This is a genomic window from Rhodocaloribacter litoris (genome assembly GCF_011682235.2).
Lineage (GTDB): Bacteria > Bacteroidota > Rhodothermia > Rhodothermales > ISCAR-4553 > Rhodocaloribacter > Rhodocaloribacter litoris.
In genome coordinates, this window is record NZ_CP076718.1 from 4,443,366 (window position 1) to 4,459,914 (window position 16,549).

Sequence of the window (16,549 nt, forward strand, 5' to 3'; positions counted from 1 at the left end):
GCCCCATCCTACACGACCGGCAAGGGCAAGTTTCCGGTTTTGCGAAAAAAAATTTCGTTGTGAAGAATTGGCTTAGAATAGGGCTTTCTGAAGCGGGGTCGAGGATCGTGCCGGGCATCTCGTCGTACCTTACGCCCCTGATGCTTTTGCGGCCGGCCCGGTGTGTGGCTTGTTTCGCTGTGCGTATTTCGCGGGGCCTTTTCATGCTGCCTGCCACGGAGTACGGTGCACGCCGAACGGCGATCGGGTGGCCGGATGGGTAGGATAGAAGACCGGTATCGTACCGCCGTGCAGACCGAACGTTCAGTCATTGATGCCCTGCGGCCGGTTGGCGAGGCCATCGCGGTGCGGGGGCCGGCCTCGCTTTCCAACCTGGGACCCGGCTTCGACGCGGTGGGCCTCTGTCTGGACGGCTGGGGGGATGTGATCGAGGCACGCGTGGTGGAGGAGCCCGGGGTGCACCTGTTGCCGGGGGAGGGGGCCGTGGCGTGGACGCCCCCGCCGTCGGTTGCGGAGAACACGGCGGGGATGGCGGCGCACCTGGTGATGCAGCGGCTCGGTGTGGAAGGGGGGCTTGCGCTCCGGATTCACAAGGGCATCCCGCCGGGCTCCGGGCTGGGCAGCTCGGCGGCGAGTGCCGTGGCGGGGGCCTGGGCAGCGAACGTCGCCTTCGGCGGCGGGCTGGAGAAGACCGATGGGGACCTCATCGAGGCGGTGCTCGAGGGAGAGACCGTAGCCTCCGGGAGCCGGCACGGGGACAACGTCCTGCCCGCCCTGCTGGGCGGGCTGGTGCTGGTGGACCCGGACGACCCCGCCCGCCATCGCCGCGTCGGTGTGCCCCCCGGCCTGTCGATCGCCGTCATCCTGCCGCAGGTGCAGGTGCTGACGAAGGCGGCCCGGGCCATCCTCCCGCAGGAGGTACCGTTGCGCGATGCCGTCCGCAACGCCGCGGCTTTCGCCTTCCTGGTGGATGCCTTCCGGGCCGGGGACTGGGAGACCGTAGGCCGGTGCATCATGGCGGACCGCCTGGTGGAGCCGGTGCGGGCGCCGCTGGTGCCGTGCTATGAAGCCGTGCGCCGCGCTGCCCTGGATGCCGGCGCGTGCGGCTGCGCGCTGAGCGGCTCCGGCCCCGCCCTCTTCGCCCTCACCGGCGAGGCCGGCCGCGTCGAGGCGATCCTGCAGGCCATGCTGGAAGCCAGCCGGAACGCCGGTATCCCCGCCCGCGGCTTCGTCTCGGGCATCGACGACCAGGGCGCCCGGGCGGTGCGGTGATCGTCCCGTGTCATCCACAGGTCGTGCATCGTCCCCGCCTGCCCGTTCATGGCACGCGGATGGGCACGGGTCGATGACGGGTTCGTACGGATTTTTGTCGCGAGGCACAACGGGTCTCCCCGGTGTTCAATCTTCCATTTGCCATCTTCCGACCGTTAACGATGAACCTGCATCCTGCGTATCGCAGCACCCGGGGTGGGGCCGCGTCGGTGTCGTTCGAGGACGCGCTGCTCGAAGGGCTGGCGCCCGACGGCGGGCTGTTCGTTCCGGAAGCAATCCCGGCGTTGCCTTCGTCCTGGCGCTCGGCCGGGTCGTTCCCGGAGATGGCCCTCGCGGTGCTCGACCGGTGGATCGGGCACGAGGTTCCGCGTGACGTCCTGGCGCCGCTGCTGGCGGACGCCCTGTCGTTTCCGGTGCCGCTCGTCCCGCTCCGGGGCGGGGGCTGGGACGGCGTCTACGTCCTGGAGCTTTTCCATGGCCCGACGCTTTCGTTCAAGGATTTCGGAGCGCGGACGATGGCGCGCCTGATGGGGCACTTCCTGGCCGGGCGGCAGGAGACGGTCACGATCCTCGTCGCCACGTCCGGGGACACGGGCAGCGCCGTCGCCGACGGGTTCGCCGGGCAGGGTAACATCCGGGTGGTGCTGCTGTATCCGGCCGGGCAGGTCAGCCCCACGCAGGAGCTCCAGCTCATCGTGGCGCGTCCCGGTGTGCAGGCCCTTGCCGTCCGGGGCACGTTCGACGACTGCCAGCGGATGGTCAAGGAGGCGTTCGTGCACGAGGCGGCTGCGCGGCTGCGCCTCTCGTCGGCCAACTCGATCAACGTCGGGCGGCTCCTGCCGCAGATGCTGTACTACGTCTGGGCCGTACACCAGGGCGGGTTCGAGCGGGTCCACTTCTGCGTTCCCAGCGGCAACCTGGGGAACCTGACCGGCGGCGTGCTGGCGGCGCTCGGCGGGCTGCCCGTCGGGCGCTTCATCGCCGCGCACAACGCGAACGATTTCTTCCCGCGCGTGCTGGCGGGGGGAGCGGAGACGTACCGGGCCTCGGTGCGGACGCTCTCGAACGCAATGGACGTGGGTGTGCCGAGCAACTACGAGCGGCTCCGGGCACTGCTGCCGGTGGAGGAACTCCGGCGGCGCATCTGGGGCACCAGCGTCCGCGACGAGGAGACGCTGGCTGCCATCCGGCGGGTGCGCGCCGAGACAGGCTACCTGGCCGATCCGCACACGGCCGTCGGGCTCGAAGCCGCGCGGCGCTATCGCGAGGCCACCGGCGACGTCACGCCCGTCGTGGTGCTGTCCACGGCCCATCCGGCCAAATTCCCCGAGGTCCTCCGCGAGGCGCTGGGCGTCGAGCCGGAGGTGCCGGAGCAACTGGCCCGGTTGCGGGGGGCGGCCACGTCGGTCCGGTCCATCGAGGCCGGGACGGAACACCTGCTGGAGCACCTGCCGGCCGATGCAGCCGCCCGGGCGTGATCCTGCCGAGGTGCCGGCCGGGGCGCTGGTCGACGTGCCGCCGGCGGACCCGCTGTTCGAGGGATTCGGGCCGGCGGCGTTCGCGGCGCTGGCGCGGCTGAAGGCCGAGCCGCACATCGAACGGTACCGCGTCGAGAAGGAGGCGTTGCGGCGGTACGTGCAGGCGCCGTTTCGCCGGCTGCGGGACGACCTGGCGGTACGGTGGGTGCTGCCGAACGCCCTGGCGCTGGAGACGGAGCGCAACGTGTTCAGCCGCTTTCTGAAGAACGACTTTGGGGCGGGCGGCTGCCACGCGCACTACTGGATGGCGTTTTACCGGGTGGGCCGGCGGCGGCTGGCGGACGTGCAGTTGATCGTGAGCCTGCACGCGGACGGCCTGAAGGTCGGCGTCTATGCCGGGGAGCCGGCGCGGGCGGTGTGGAAGGCGGTGCGGGCGCACCTGCCCGGGACGGAGGGGGCGTCCTGGCGGGCGGGTGTGCCGTTATTGCAAACCCAAAAAAGCGTATGGGCCGGCGAGCGCCTGCCCCGCGAGGCGGTGCTGGCCCTGGGGCCCCGGCTCACGGGCGAGGTGGTGCGTGTCTGGCACCGCTGCTGGCCATTCTATCGCTTCTGCTGCACGGTGACGCGTGCGGCGGGGGCCGGGTGAACGGAGGGTCAGCGGATCTCGATCTCGTGCGGAGCGTGGACGAACAGCACGTCGCGCAGGTAGGGGTGGTTCGTGAAGACGGCCTCGCGGCGTTCGGAGAGACCCTGCAGGTCGAACCCCACCACGGTCAGGTCGGCGTCGGACGAATACTCGGCCACGAGGCTGCGGAAGGAGGCCACGTCGTCGGTGGGGAGGAAGCGGATGTTCTTTCGTGAGATGGGGAGGCGTCCTTCTTCGATGAGCTGCTCGAACCGGGTTTTCTGCTCGGCAATCTGGTGGCGGGGCAGGGCGGCGAACACGCTGATCTCGGCGTTTTTCCACTCCGGGTGACCCAGCAGGATATAGCTGAGCAGGATCATCACGTTGGCGTTGTCGCCGTCGTTCCAGGTGAGCCAGATGTGCAGGTTGCGGCGTTCGCCGAAGTGGTGATCCCCGTGCCGGAGCACCAGCAGGGCCATCCGGGTACTGGCGGCGAACGTGCAGCTTTTCAGCACTTCGGAGACGACCTCCGGCGGGTCGTGCACCGAGAACTCGAACATGGCGGTGTTGTTGTTCAGCCCCGAGACGCCCGGCACCTGCAGGCTCTGGGCCAGCGCCGAGATGATCGACGGGCTGACGATGGTGTCCATGTAGACGGGGCTGTTCTGCACGCGCGCCATCTGGATGAGCTTTTCCTTCACGCGGCGGCTTTCCGCATAGGAAGCGTCGTTCAGGTGTCCCTGGATGAAGTGGAGGTAGGTGCCGAAGCCGTAACGGTGACAGAGCCAGCGCAACAGGGCCAGCGGCGCACGGCGGTCGAAGGTGCGGTTGTTGACCATGATCACGCTGGGACGCCATTCTTGCGGGCGGGACGTCTCCGAGCGGGTCTGCAGTTTGATGTGCAGGTAGCGGGTCAGCTGGGTCATTACCCCTTCAAACATCTCGGCCAGGTCGTCCTGTTCGTTGCCGCGGGTGCGCAGGATCAGCCGGTAGAGCCCGACCATGATCACCAGCGCCAGGATTGCGTAGAGCGGGTCCATCTGGAACATCAGGAACAGGCACATCACGGCGCCGAAGAGGCTGATGTACCAGCGCGACCGGAAGCTCGGGCGGTAGCTGGGCCGTGCGGCAAAGTGCTCGAGGAAGCTGATGGCGCACAGCGAGCCGTAGGTGACCATGAAGAACATGGAGATGAGCCGCGCCACGAAGTCGACGTTGCCCAGAGCCACGATGACGAGCGCCACTCCGGCGGTGACGAGCGTGGCATTCCGTGGCTCGTTGACCTGCCCTACGCCCCGGGCCAGCCAGGGGTTCAGCTTGCCCCAGGGCAGGCTGGCGTCCGAGCCGAGTGCCTGCAAGGTCCGCGGTGCCACCAGGATGGAGCCGATGGCCGAGCTCAGCGTGGCACAGGCCAGGCCGATCGGGATGATCGGGCCCCACAGGGCAATCTCGGCCATGATGAGCTGGTTCCCGGCGAGGGCCTCGGGAGGGGCCGAGAAAGCCAGCTTGATCACGATGAAAACGTAGACGACCATCCCGGTGAGCGTGGCGGCCAGCGTGCCGGCGGGGATCGAGCGGCGGGGGTTGGCCAGGTCGCCCGAGAGCCCGACGCCGGCCGTCATGCCCGTGAAGGCGGGGAAACAGATGGCGAAGACGATCATGAACGGGTCGGCGTCGGCAATGCGATCGGTGAGGGTGACCTGCTCCGGGGCGTAGCCCGGCAGCGGGTTGCCCAGGAAGAAGAGGAGCAGGGCCACCGCCAGCGTGCCCACGACGACGTAGAGGGCCCGCACCCCCAGGTCGGCGCCCTTCGTGAGCATGAGCAGGATCAGGGCGACGGTGGCCGGCAGGGAGACGAAGCGAGGGTCGAAGCCGATGCCGAAGGTTCGTTCAAAGCTCCCCGCCAGCGGGGTGAAGGCCTCGGCAAAGGCGATCATGTAGAAGGCGACCGAGATGGCCTGCGAGAGGTAGAGCGAGATGCCGATGACACTCCCGATGGTGGTGCCGAAGGAGCGGGAGATGATGAAATATTCTCCGCCGCCCTCTACCTTCCGGTTCGTGGCGATCTCGGCCAGGGCCATGGCCGTGGGGACGGTGACCAGGTGCCCGAGCAGGATGATGGCCAGGGCCCCCAGGAGCCCGACGTGTCCCACCGCGTATCCGAAGCGGAGGAACATGATGGCGCCGAGGATGGTGCTGATGCCGGCCAGGAAGACCGGCGCCGTGCCGAAGCCATGTCCCCGCCGGGGGGTGTCGGAAGAAGAAGTGGCCTGTGTTTCCACGAAAAAAAGGGGCTTATCCGTAAAGGACGACGGAAGCTACGCCGCCACAGGCGGTTTCGCAACGTGGTGTCCAGACCGGGTACAGCCGGGAGGCGGCATGTCTGAGGAGCTTGTCAGGGTAGAAAAGGACGGTCCGGTGACGGTGGTGGAGATGCACCGGCCGGAGAAGCGGAACGCGCTCAACGGGGCGATGGTGGCGGCGCTGAGGGCGGCGCTGGCGGACGCCGCGTCGGACCCGGGGTGCCGGGTGGTGGTGTTGACCGGAGCCGGGCGGGTGTTCTCGGCGGGAGCCGACCTGGCGGCGCTCGAGGCGTTGCAGTCGGCCACGGCCGAGGAGAACCTGGCCGATTCGGAACACCTGGCCGGTCTGTTCGAGGCGATCTACCTGCACCCGAAGCCCGTTATTGCAAAAATAAACGGCCATGCCATCGCCGGGGGGTGCGGCCTGGCGGCCGTGTGCGACTTCTCAATCGCCACGGAGGAAGCCCGCCTGGGCTTCACGGAGGTCCGCATCGGGTTCGTGCCGGCCATCGTGATGGTCTTCGTCCTGCGCAAGCTCGGCGAGGCGTCCGCCCGCGACCTGCTGTTGCGGGGCCACCTCGTCACCGCCGCCGAGGCGGCCCGGATCGGGCTCATCACCCGGGCCGTATCGCCGGAGGCGCTCGAGGCCGAGGCGACGACCCTGGCCCGTGAACTGGCCCGAGAAACCAGTGCCTCGGCCCTGGCCCTGACGAAACGGATGCTCGCGCAGGTGCCGGGCATGGGCCTGAAGGAGGCCCTCGACTACGCCGCCCGGGTGAACGCCCTCGCCCGGGGCACCGCCGACTGCCGGGCCGGCATCCGTGCGTTTCTGGACAAATCGGACCCGCCATGGCGGACGTGAACCCTCTTTCTTGCGAACCATCCTGTGATGACGACCGTGTCGGGAGCGCATAGCCTGCCGTTGCCGTTCTATGACGATCCGTGGACCGGCCAGGCGCGGGAAGCTGCCCGGGCCCTCTGGCGCTGGCACCTTTCGCTGTGGGCGGCCGCCCACGCCGCCGCCGCTCACCCGCATGCAGCCGGGGACTGGACGGAGGCCGCGGAACGGGTGGCAGCCGGAGAGCCGGACGGGGTGGTGCCGCTGGAGGTGTACGGGGCGGCCCGTGCCGTGTGCGAGCAGAGAAACATGCCCGTGGCATTGCTGGCCGGGCAGGTCCGGGCGGCTGCCGGGCTGACCGGGCCGGTGCGCTTCGAGACCGCCGCCGCGCTGCGCGACTTTGCCGCCGCTTTTGCCGGGGCACACGGGCGGCTCCTGGGCCGCCTGGCCGGTGCCGCCGGTGCCTGGCAGCAGCCCTGGATCGAAGAACTGGCGACCGGTTTTTTCCTGGTCGGGCGCCTGCTGCACCTGCCGTCCGAGCTGGAGCGGGACTGGCTCTTCATCCCCCTGGAAGACCTGGACAGGGCCGGCGTCTCGCTGGAGGCCCTGCGCACCGGCGCCCACTCGGAAGCCGTGCGGCGGCTGCTCTGGAAGCAGGTCGTGCGGGCCCGCGATGCCTTTGCCCAGGGCCGTCCCCTTCTGGACGAGCTGGAGCCCCGCTATGCCCGCACCCTGAAGCGTTACTGGCTCGGTGCCCTGGAGGTGCTGAGCGAGGTCGAGCGGCGCGGGTATGACCTGTGGCAGGCACCGCCCACCCTCTCGCGTTTCCGGCGGCTTCAGGTGCTGATGCAGGCCCGCTTCGGCCGGTCGATCTTCTCGCGTTAATGCGTATCTTGTCGGGTCACCGGGGGCGTGTGGGCCTGCGCGGGCCTTTTTCCGGTGCCGCGCGGCTTCGTTCTCCCCTGTGCCCGTTTCACCATACTCCCATCCTGCTTTTTTTATGACAACCTATCGTGAGGCCGGCGTCGACATCGATGCCGGCGAGGAGACGGTCCGCCGGATCAAACCCCTCGTGCGCGAGACGTTCACGCCCGGGGTGCTGGCGGATATCGGCGCGTTCGGGGCTTTTTTCGAACCTGACTTTCGGCGGTACCGGCATCCCGTGCTCGTTTCCTCCGTCGACGGCGTGGGGACCAAGCTGAAGGTGGCGTTCCGGATGAACCGGCACGACACCGTGGGACAGGACCTGGTCAACCATTGCGTGAACGACATCGCCGTCTGCGGGGCCGTGCCGCTGTTCTTCCTGGACTATTTCTCGACCGGAAAGCTGGACCCGGAGGTGGCCGAGGCGGTGGTGCGGGGGTTTGCCACGGCCTGCCGCGAGAACGGGTGCGCGCTCATCGGCGGTGAGACGGCCGAGATGCCCGACCTGTACGAGACCGGCGAGTACGACCTGGCCGGCACCATCGTCGGGGTCGTCGAGAAGGAGCAGATCCTCGACGGGAGTCGCGTGCAGGAAGGCGATGTGCTCATCGGGTTGCCGTCGACCGGGCTGCACACCAACGGGTATTCGCTGGCCCGCAAGGTGCTCTTTGCCCATTACGGGGTGGCCGACCGACCCGCCGGGCTGGGAGGGCAGACGGTCGGCGAGGCACTGCTGGCGGTGCACCGCTCGTATCTGCAGGCCATCCGTGCCCTCATCGAGCAGGACCTGGCGCATGCCTTCGTGCACGTGACCGGTGGCGGCATCCCGGGCAACACGGCGCGGGTGATGCCCGAAGGGCTCACGTTCGAGGTGGACTACGCGGCCTGGGAGCGGCCCGCCCTCTTCCGGCTCATCCAGTCGCTCGGAAACGTTCCCGAGGAGGACATGCGGCGCACCTTCAACCTGGGCATCGGGCTGATCGCCGTGGTGCCGGCCGGGCAGGTGGAAGCCGCCGAGGCCGTGTTGCGCGCGCGGGGCGAGGCACCGGTGCAGATCGGTCGGGTAGGCCGTGTGGCGCGGCCGGAGGCGGTGCAGCGTTCGTAGCCGCAGCGCCGGCGGGCGCGGAAAACAAAACGCCCCGATTCGCCGTTCTAGTCCAGTCCTCCCGGCATGGAGGGAGGCCCGTTTCATCTTGTTTGTGACCGTCTATGCTCTCGATTGCCGTCATCGTCGTTCTCAGCTATCTTGCCGGGTCCATTCCCGGGAGCGTCTGGGTAGGTAAATGGCTCTACGGGATAGACATCCGCCACTATGGGAGCGGCAACGCCGGGGCCACGAACGTCTTCCGGGTGCTCGGGTGGAAAGCCGGGGTGCTGGCGACCGTCGTCGACCTGGGGAAGGGCCTGCTGGCCGCGGGGGTGATCGCCACGATCCGGCTGGATGATCTGCCCTCCGGGCTGGCTTTCTGGCACGTCGAGACCTTCGTGCGCATGCTGGCCGGGCTGGCCGCGATCGTCGGGCACATGTTCCCGGTCTGGGCCGGCTTCAAGGGCGGCAAGGGGGTCAATACCGCGGCCGGGGTGTTGTTTGCGCTTTCCCCCGTGACGATGCTGATCACCCTGGGCGTCTTTGCCCTGGTGCTCTTGACCTCGCGCTACGTGTCGCTGGCTTCCCTGACGGCGACCATTGCGTTCCCCTCGGCCGTGGCCATCCGGAAGTACCTGTTTCACGTCGATTCGCTCGACGGCAGCCTGCTCATCATCAGCATTCTGATGGCCCTGGGCATCATCTACGCGCACCGTGCGAACATCCGGCGGTTGCTCAACGGGACGGAGAACCGGGTCCGGACGTTCCGGCCGGCCCGGGGGATGCGGGGACGCGGAGAACTTTGATCCCCGGGCAGGTAGACGCTCTTTTCACGGCTCCATCAGGCAGGTGGCTAAAAAAATCGCAGTCATCGGGGCGGGCAGCTGGGGCACGGCCCTGACGATCAGCCTGGCCTCGGCCGGACACCAGGTGTCGCTGTGGGCGCGACGCCCCGCCGCGGCGGCCTTCATGGATCAGGAACGCTACAACCCGACCTACCTGCCGCAGGCCCACCTGCCGGACTCCGTACACATTACCTCGAACCTGGCGGCGGCCGCGACGGACCAGGACCTGTGGGTCTTTGCCACACCCTCCCAGAGCGTCCGGGAGGTCGCCGCGCGGCTCAGGCCCTATGCCCGTCCGGACCTGATCGTCGTCTCCGTGGCCAAGGGCATCGAGAACGGCACGCTGCTGACGACCACGCAGGTGCTCGCCGAGGTGCTGGAGAACGTCCCCCGGGCACGCATCGGGGTACTCTACGGGCCGAGCCACGCCGAGGAGGTGGTGACCGGCTGCCCGACGGCCGTCGTGGCGGCGGCTCCCGACCTTGCCGTGGCCGAGGAGATCCAGGACACGTTCATGACCCCGCGCCTGCGCGTCTATGCCAACACGGACGTCATCGGGGTGGAGATCGCGGGCTCGGTCAAGAACGTGATGGCGATCGCGGCCGGCATCAGCGACGGCGTCGGCTACGGCGACAACGCGAAGGCCGCCCTCATCACCCGCGGCCTGGCCGAGATCCAGCGGCTGGGGCTTGCCCTGGGGGCCGAGGCCGGAACGTTTGTCGGCCTGGCCGGCATCGGGGACCTGGTCGTCACGTGCATGAGCCGGCACAGCCGCAACCGCTACCTCGGCGAGCAGATCGGCCGGGGCAAGACGCTCGAGGCGGTCGAGCGCGAGATGACCATGGTGGCCGAAGGGGTGCGGACGACCCGCTCCGTGCGCGACCTGGCCCGCCGCCTCGAGATCGAAATGCCCATCACGGAAGCGGTCTACGCCATCCTTTTCGAGGGGAAAAAGCCGCAGGAGGCCGTCAACGAGTTGATGACGCGGTCGGCCAAGCAGGAGGACTGGCTTCCGGACTGCCTTCAGGAGCGCGTCCGGCATGCGGGCGCCGGGCGGCAATGACCACGCAACCGCCGACGATCATGACGCTTCGCGAACTGACCCGGCTGGTCGCTCTCGGTGAGGGACCGCGTCTCGAATTCAAGCGCCGCGTGCCGCACCCGGCCCGCATGGCCAAAGAGATCGTCGCCTTTGCCAATACGAACGGCGGGCATCTGCTGCTGGGGGTGGCCGACGACGGCACCATCCTGGGCGTGCGCGATGCGGGCGAGGAGGAGTTCTCGCTCCGGCAGGCGCTGGAGCGGCATTGCACCCCGGCCGTCTCGATCCAGGTCGAGCGCATCGAGGTCACCCGGCGGCGAGATGTGATCGTGGTGCACGTGCCGGAGAGTGCCGCCAAGCCGCATTTCGTGGTGAACAACGGCCAGGCTTCCGCCACGGCCTACGTGCGGGTGGCCGACATGAGCGTGGAGGCGAGCGCGGAGAAGGTGCAGCTGATGCGGGCCGAGCGGAGCCCGGCCGGGGTGCAGTTCACGTTCGGGGAGAAGGAGCTGTTGCTGATGCGGTACCTGGAGCAGTACGGCCGGATCACCGTGGCGCAATTCGCGCAGCTGGCGCACCTGACCCCGCACCGGGCTTCCCAGACGCTCGTGCTGATGACCCGGGCCGGTGTGTTGCTCCTGCACACGAATCCCGGGGAGGACTATTTCACGCTGGCGTACGAGGAAGAGGGTTGAGGCGCCGGCCCCGTCGCCGCCCGGCGGCGGGAGGTGCGCCCGGAGCGGTGGCCGGTCGTGGCGCGCGAGCGTGCCCGGCGTGGTATGTCGTACCATTGTCACCGTCGTTTTCGTACATTGTGCCGTACCGGCCGTGATGAAACCGTTATTGTAAAGAAAAAAATGCCCGTAGTCGACGTCATTCCCCTGCACCAGACGACGCGTACGCGGTATCTGAACTACGCGTTGTCCGTTATTACCAGCCGTGCCTTGCCGGACATCCGCGACGGGCTCAAGCCGGTGCAACGGCGTATCCTCTACGCCATGTACACAAACCTGCGGCTCTACCCCGACGCCCGCTACCGCAAGAGCGCCACGGTGGTGGGGGAGGTGATCGGCAAGTACCACCCGCACGGCGATGCCGCCATCTATGAGGCCATGGTCCGCATGGCGCAGGACTTCTCGCTGCGTGCGCCCCTGGTCGACGGGCACGGCAACTTCGGCTCGCTCGACGGCGACAACCCGGCTGCCATGCGCTACACGGAGGCCCGCCTCCGGCCCCTGGCCATGGAACTGCTCGACGAGATCCGGAAACAGACCGTCGATTTCCGGCCGAACTTCGACGGGACGCTCTTCGAACCCGTGGTGCTCCCGGCCCGGGTGCCGAACCTGCTCGTCAACGGCGCCAGCGGGATCGCCGTCGGCATGGCGACGAACATTCCCCCGCATAACCTGGGCGAGGTCGTCGATGCACTCATCTACCTGATCAGCTCCCCGAATGCCCGTGTCGCCACGCTCGTGTCGAACTTCATCAAAGGACCCGACTTTCCCACGGGCGGGCGGGTCCTCAACGATGCGGACTCCCTCGTGCAGATCTACGAGCAGGGCGAAGGGGCCGTCGAACTGCGCGGCGAGTACCGGGTCGAGGGCAAGAAACAGATCGTCCTCTATTCGATCCCGTACGGCGTGACGAAGGCCGCGCTCATCGAGCAGATCGCCGACCACATCGCCCACGAGCGGGTGCCGCAGCTCGTCGACATCCGGGACGAATCCACGGACGAGGTGCGCATCGTCCTGGAGCTCCGGCGCGGGGCGGACCCCGAAGCTGCCATGGCGTACCTTTTCAAGCATACGTCGCTGCAAACCCGCTTTCACGTCAACCTGACCTGCCTGGTGCCGACGGCCAACCCGGAGGTGGCCGTTCCCGCCCGGGTGGACCTGGTGACCATCCTCCGGCACTTCCTCGACTTCCGGATGGAGGTCGTCGTGCGCCGGCTGCAATACGAGCTCGAACAACTCGAGAAGCGGATCCACATCCTGCGCGGCTTCGAAAAGATCTTCGACGCGCTCGACGAGGCCATCAAGATCATCCGTGCCTCCGAGGACAAGCAGGATGCGGCGCAGCGCCTCATGCACCGCTTCCGCCTCGACGACGTGCAGGCGGAGGCCGTCCTCGAAACCAGGCTCTACAAGCTGTCCCGGCTGGAGATCGAGGCCATCCGGAAGGAGCTCGAGGAGAAGGAGCGCCAGGCGGCGGAACTCCGGGCGTTGCTCGGCGACGAGGCGGCCCGCTGGAAGCTGATCCGGGAGGAGTTGCGCGAGATCAAGAAGAAATACGCCGACGCGCGCCGCACGACCATCGCCGGCCCGGACGAGCACCTGGAGTATTCCGAAGAGGACTACATCGTGGCGGAGGACGTCTACGTGATCGTCTCGCGGGACGGATGGGTGAAGCGGCAGCGTTCCTACACGGAGGTGCAGAGCATCCGCGTGCGCGACGGCGACGAGGTTGGATGGGTGCTGCCGGGCTCGACCCGGGCCACGGTGGCGTTCCTGACGAACTTCGGCCGGGCCTACACGGCCCGCATCGACGAGTTGCCGAACACGACCGGCCACGGCAATCCGATCCAGAAGATGTTCGACTTTTCGGACAGGGAGCAGATCGTCGGGGTGATCAGCTTCGATCCCCGCGTGCTGCCGAAGGTGGAAGAGGAGCCGGCCGGGCGGGATGCGCCGGAGCTTTTCGAGGGGGCGTCGAACGGCGAGGCGGCCGGTGAGGGAGAGACAGGGCCGTTTCTGGTGGCGGTGACGGAGCAGGGGCAGGCCGTGCGCCTGCCCGTGGCGGGCTTCACCGAACCCTCCACGAAGAACGGGCGGATGTTCATGCGCCTGGCCGACGGGGACCGGGTGGTCATGGCCGAGCCGGCCGGGGGAGGCGAGAACGTGTGCCTGGCTTCTGCGGAAGGATACGTGCTGATCTTTCCCGTTCGCCAGCTCCCGGTGTTCAAGAGTGCGGCGAAGGGCGTCATTGCGATGCGGCTGGGGAAGGGCGATCGGGTTCTCGGGGCGACGCTCTCGTCGGCGGCCCGGCAGGGGCTGGAGGTGGAGACGACGCGGGGCCGGCGGGAGGTGGTGCGGACGACCAAGTTCGAGGTGACGCGGCGGGGCAACAAGGGGCGCCAGATCATCCGGCGCGGGGGGCTTCGCCGGGTGATCCGGGAGCCGGTTGAGCTGCCGTTGAACGGCAGGGGCTGAGGACGACCGGACCGGGGACATTAAGACCGTTATTGCAATGCAAGCCTACACCGGAAAAGACATCCAAGTCCTGGAGGGACTCGAACCCGTCCGCAAGCGTCCCGGCATGTACATCGGGGGGACGGGCAAGCCGGGGCTCCATCACCTGCTCTGGGAGATCGTGGACAACGCCGTCGACGAGGCAACGAACGGCTATGCCTCGCTCATCGAGGTGACGCTGCACCGGGACGGGCGAAGCGTCACCGTCAGCGACAACGGGCGGGGCATCCCCGTCGACAAACACCCCACGAAGAAGGTACCGGCGCTCGAACTCATCCTGACCACGCTGCACGCGGGCGGTAAGTTCGACAACCGCAACTACATCACCTCGGGCGGGTTGCACGGCGTCGGCGCCTCGGTCGTCAATGCCCTTTCCGAAGAACTGGTCGCCACCGTGAAACGCGACGGCAACGTCTACCAGCAGCGTTTTCGCCGCGGCAAGCCGGTCACGAAGCTCAAGTGCATCCAGAAAAACGCCCGGGGAACCGGCACGACGATCTTCTTCCGGCCCGATCCGGAGATCTTCGAAAGCACCACGTTCGACGAGGCCTGGATCCGGGAACAGCTCGAGGTCAAAACGTTCCTGAACGGAAATCTCAAGATCCTCTTCAGGGACGAAGCAAACGACCGGCGGTACGAGTTTTTCCACGAAGGGGGGATCGTCGAGTACCTGGCGCATCTGCTCCGGGAGCAGTCGGCCCGTCCGGTGCATCCGGATCCGTTCGTCGTGAAGCAGGAGGCGATGGAAGCCGGCAGCCGGGTGGAGGTGGCCCTCCAGTGGACCGAACTGCCCCGGGAGTACGTCTGCTCCTTCGTCAACGGGATTCCGACGCGCGACGGGGGCACCCACGAGCAGGGGCTCAAGGACGCCGTTCGCAGTGCCGTCCGCGCTTACATGGAGACGCACGATCTGCTGCCGCGCAACCTGGATATCTCTGCCGACGACATCCGGGAGGGACTGATCGCGGTCGTTAACCTGTTCATGGTCGACCCGCAGTTCCAGGGGCAGACGAAAGAGAAGCTCAACAACCCGGAAGCCCGCTCGTTGATCGTCACGGCCGTCCGGCTGGAGCTCGAGCAGTTTCTGAACGCCCACCCGACGACGGGCGAGGCCATCGCCACCCGGGTGATCCAGGCGGCCCGGGCCCGGCATGCCAGCCGCGCCGCCGCCCGGCAGGTACGGCGCAAGACCAGCGTCAGCCACCGCCTCAACCTCCCGGGCAAGCTGGCCGACTGCACCTCGACGAACCCGGCCGAAAGTGAGATCTTCATCGTGGAAGGCGACTCGGCCGGCGGCTCGGCCAAGCAGGGCCGCGACCGGCGCTTCCAGGCCGTCTTGCCGCTGCGGGGCAAGGTGCTCAACGCCGAACAGGCCACCCTCAAAAAGGTCCTGGACAACAAAGAACTCTCCAACATCGTCCAGGCCCTCGGGTGCGGCATGGGTGACCACCTGCAGCTCGAAAACCTGCGCTACCACAAGGTGATCCTGCTCATGGACGCCGACGCCGACGGGCATCACATCGCCACGCTTCTCCTGACGTTCTTCTATCGTTACATGCGCCCGCTCATCGACGAGGGCTATGTCTACCTGGCCCAGCCGCCGCTGTACCGGCTCGACATCGGGAAGGAAACCTACTGGGCCCTGGACGAGGCGGACAAGGATCGGATCATCCGCAGGGTGAAGAAGCAGAAACCGAACGCCCGCGTCGAGATCCAGCGCTTCAAGGGCCTCGGCGAGATGATGCCGGAGACGCTGAAGGAAACCACGCTCGACCCGGCACGGCGGCGGCTGCTTCAGGTGACGATCCCGGAGACGGAACGGCTGCTCACCGAACAGACCGTCACCGAGCTCATGGGCCGGGACACTTCGGCACGCTACGGCTTCATCATGAAGCACGCCGCCGAAGTTGAAGAATTGGACGTGTGACCGGCCGGGAAGAACAAATCCCGCCCCGCACGGGTATATTCCCGCCGCCACAGGCCCGTAGCTCAACTGGCAGAGCAGCGGACTCTTAATCCGCGGGTTGAGGGTTCGAGTCCCTCCGGGCCTACCATTTCTCTTTTTCATTTCCGATCATTTTAGTGGGGGCGCCCCGGCGCCTCGCTCGTGCCCGCCGTACACGACCGATCGCTTTTTCCTTCTCCCGCGACCCGCTCCCGTACTGGCCGGGCTTCGACGCGCCGGCAGGCCGGCACGCATTAATTCGCCGCCGTTTTTGCCGATACCCGGCGGGGGATGCTTGTCCGGAGGAAACGATGGCAGATGCAACGCTCGGACTGCTGCTTTTGCTGGCCTGGCAGGGCGCGGTAGGTGAGCTCGACGACGTGGAGCTGGCCCGCCGCATCCACCGCGGCGACCGGCAGGGCTTCCGGCTCTTTTTCGAACGCTATCATGCCTTCCTGCTGCACTACCTGGAACGCATGGGGGTCCCACCGGACGTGGCGGAGGACCTGGTGCAGCAGGCGTTTCTGGCCGTCTGGGAACGCCGGGCGCAGATCGATCCGAGCCGATCGCTCCGGGCGTTCCTGTTCCGGATCGGGCACAACCGGGCCCTGAACCACTTCCGGGACTCGCGCCGCCTCAGCTACGAGGCCGAGCTTCCCGAGTTGCCGGACCCCGCGCCGGGCGCGGATCGCCGGACCGACGCCACCTTCTTGCGGGCGCGGTTGCATGAAGCCGTTGGACGACTCCCCGAGCGCCGCCGGGCCGTCTTCGAGCTGTGCTTCTTGCAAGGACTCACGTACCGGGAGGCAGCCGAAGTGCTGGACATCAGCCCGAAAACCGTGGAAAACCAGATGGCCCAGGCGCTACGCCACCTCCGGTCCGCGCTGGCCGGCTTCCGCTGAGCCGGAAAAAATTCGAGATTCGGATAGGGGTACCGGCCGG

Annotated in this window: 13 protein-coding genes and 1 tRNA gene; 13 read left to right on the forward strand and 1 reads right to left on the reverse strand. The window is 67.7% G+C overall.

What is annotated here, in order from left to right; genetic code table 11:
* Nucleotides 1-255 precede the first annotated feature (255 nt).
* The 3 genes from GQ464_RS18430 (at nucleotide 256) to GQ464_RS18440 (ending at nucleotide 3,396) form a co-directional block, all read left to right on the forward strand.
* Entirely contained in the window at nucleotides 256-1,272 is a 1,017-nt protein-coding gene (locus GQ464_RS18430; RefSeq protein WP_166977623.1) for a homoserine kinase, read from the forward strand.
* 161 nt (nucleotides 1,273-1,433) lie between these two features.
* The gene (thrC, locus tag GQ464_RS18435; RefSeq protein ID WP_166977625.1) at nucleotides 1,434-2,750 is read left to right on the forward strand and encodes a threonine synthase; all 1,317 of its coding nucleotides are present in this window, start codon (nucleotides 1,434-1,436) and stop codon (nucleotides 2,748-2,750) included.
* On the forward strand, nucleotides 2,731-3,396 hold the full coding sequence (locus GQ464_RS18440) for a hypothetical protein (protein ID WP_166977627.1): 666 nt from the start codon (nucleotides 2,731-2,733) through the stop codon (nucleotides 3,394-3,396). Before thrC ends, GQ464_RS18440 begins: the two co-directional genes overlap by 20 nt.
* 8 nt (nucleotides 3,397-3,404) lie before the next feature.
* Here GQ464_RS18440 and GQ464_RS18445 read toward each other — a convergent pair whose 3' ends face one another.
* Nucleotides 3,405-5,657, reverse strand: a complete 2,253-nt coding sequence (locus tag GQ464_RS18445) for an APC family permease (protein ID WP_228350445.1) — start codon at nucleotides 5,655-5,657, stop codon at nucleotides 3,405-3,407.
* Nucleotides 5,658-5,754: 97 nt separating this feature from the next.
* Between GQ464_RS18445 and GQ464_RS18450 the strand changes: the two genes are divergently transcribed.
* From GQ464_RS18450 to GQ464_RS18495, 10 genes are all read left to right on the forward strand, one after another.
* On the forward strand, nucleotides 5,755-6,540 hold the full coding sequence (locus GQ464_RS18450) for an enoyl-CoA hydratase/isomerase family protein (RefSeq protein ID WP_166977629.1): 786 nt from the start codon (nucleotides 5,755-5,757) through the stop codon (nucleotides 6,538-6,540).
* Nucleotides 6,541-6,567: 27 nt separating this feature from the next.
* The gene (locus tag GQ464_RS18455) at nucleotides 6,568-7,401 is read left to right on the forward strand and encodes a squalene/phytoene synthase family protein (RefSeq protein WP_166977631.1); all 834 of its coding nucleotides are present in this window, start codon (nucleotides 6,568-6,570) and stop codon (nucleotides 7,399-7,401) included.
* 115 nt (nucleotides 7,402-7,516) lie between these two features.
* Entirely contained in the window at nucleotides 7,517-8,545 is a 1,029-nt protein-coding gene (gene purM, locus GQ464_RS18460) for a phosphoribosylformylglycinamidine cyclo-ligase (protein ID WP_166977633.1), read from the forward strand.
* A gap of 104 nt (nucleotides 8,546-8,649) precedes the next feature.
* Complete coding sequence (plsY, locus tag GQ464_RS18465) at nucleotides 8,650-9,333, forward strand: glycerol-3-phosphate 1-O-acyltransferase PlsY (RefSeq protein WP_166977635.1); 684 nt, start codon at nucleotides 8,650-8,652, stop codon at nucleotides 9,331-9,333.
* Between the two features lie 43 nt (nucleotides 9,334-9,376).
* Nucleotides 9,377-10,435, forward strand: a complete 1,059-nt coding sequence (locus GQ464_RS18470) for an NAD(P)H-dependent glycerol-3-phosphate dehydrogenase (protein WP_228350446.1) — start codon at nucleotides 9,377-9,379, stop codon at nucleotides 10,433-10,435.
* A 20-nt stretch (nucleotides 10,436-10,455) separates the two neighbouring features.
* Nucleotides 10,456-11,109, forward strand: coding sequence for an AlbA family DNA-binding domain-containing protein (locus GQ464_RS18475; protein ID WP_166977637.1), 654 nt, complete (start codon nucleotides 10,456-10,458; stop codon nucleotides 11,107-11,109).
* A 162-nt stretch (nucleotides 11,110-11,271) separates the two neighbouring features.
* On the forward strand, nucleotides 11,272-13,623 hold the full coding sequence (locus GQ464_RS18480; protein ID WP_166977639.1) for a DNA gyrase/topoisomerase IV subunit A: 2,352 nt from the start codon (nucleotides 11,272-11,274) through the stop codon (nucleotides 13,621-13,623).
* Nucleotides 13,624-13,660: 37 nt separating this feature from the next.
* Nucleotides 13,661-15,589, forward strand: a complete 1,929-nt coding sequence (locus tag GQ464_RS18485) for a DNA gyrase/topoisomerase IV subunit B (protein ID WP_166977641.1) — start codon at nucleotides 13,661-13,663, stop codon at nucleotides 15,587-15,589.
* A 51-nt stretch (nucleotides 15,590-15,640) separates the two neighbouring features.
* Nucleotides 15,641-15,716, forward strand: a tRNA-Lys gene (locus GQ464_RS18490).
* A 202-nt stretch (nucleotides 15,717-15,918) separates the two neighbouring features.
* The gene (locus tag GQ464_RS18495; RefSeq protein ID WP_166977643.1) at nucleotides 15,919-16,509 is read left to right on the forward strand and encodes an RNA polymerase sigma factor; all 591 of its coding nucleotides are present in this window, start codon (nucleotides 15,919-15,921) and stop codon (nucleotides 16,507-16,509) included.
* The last annotated feature ends 40 nt before the right edge of the window (nucleotides 16,510-16,549 follow it).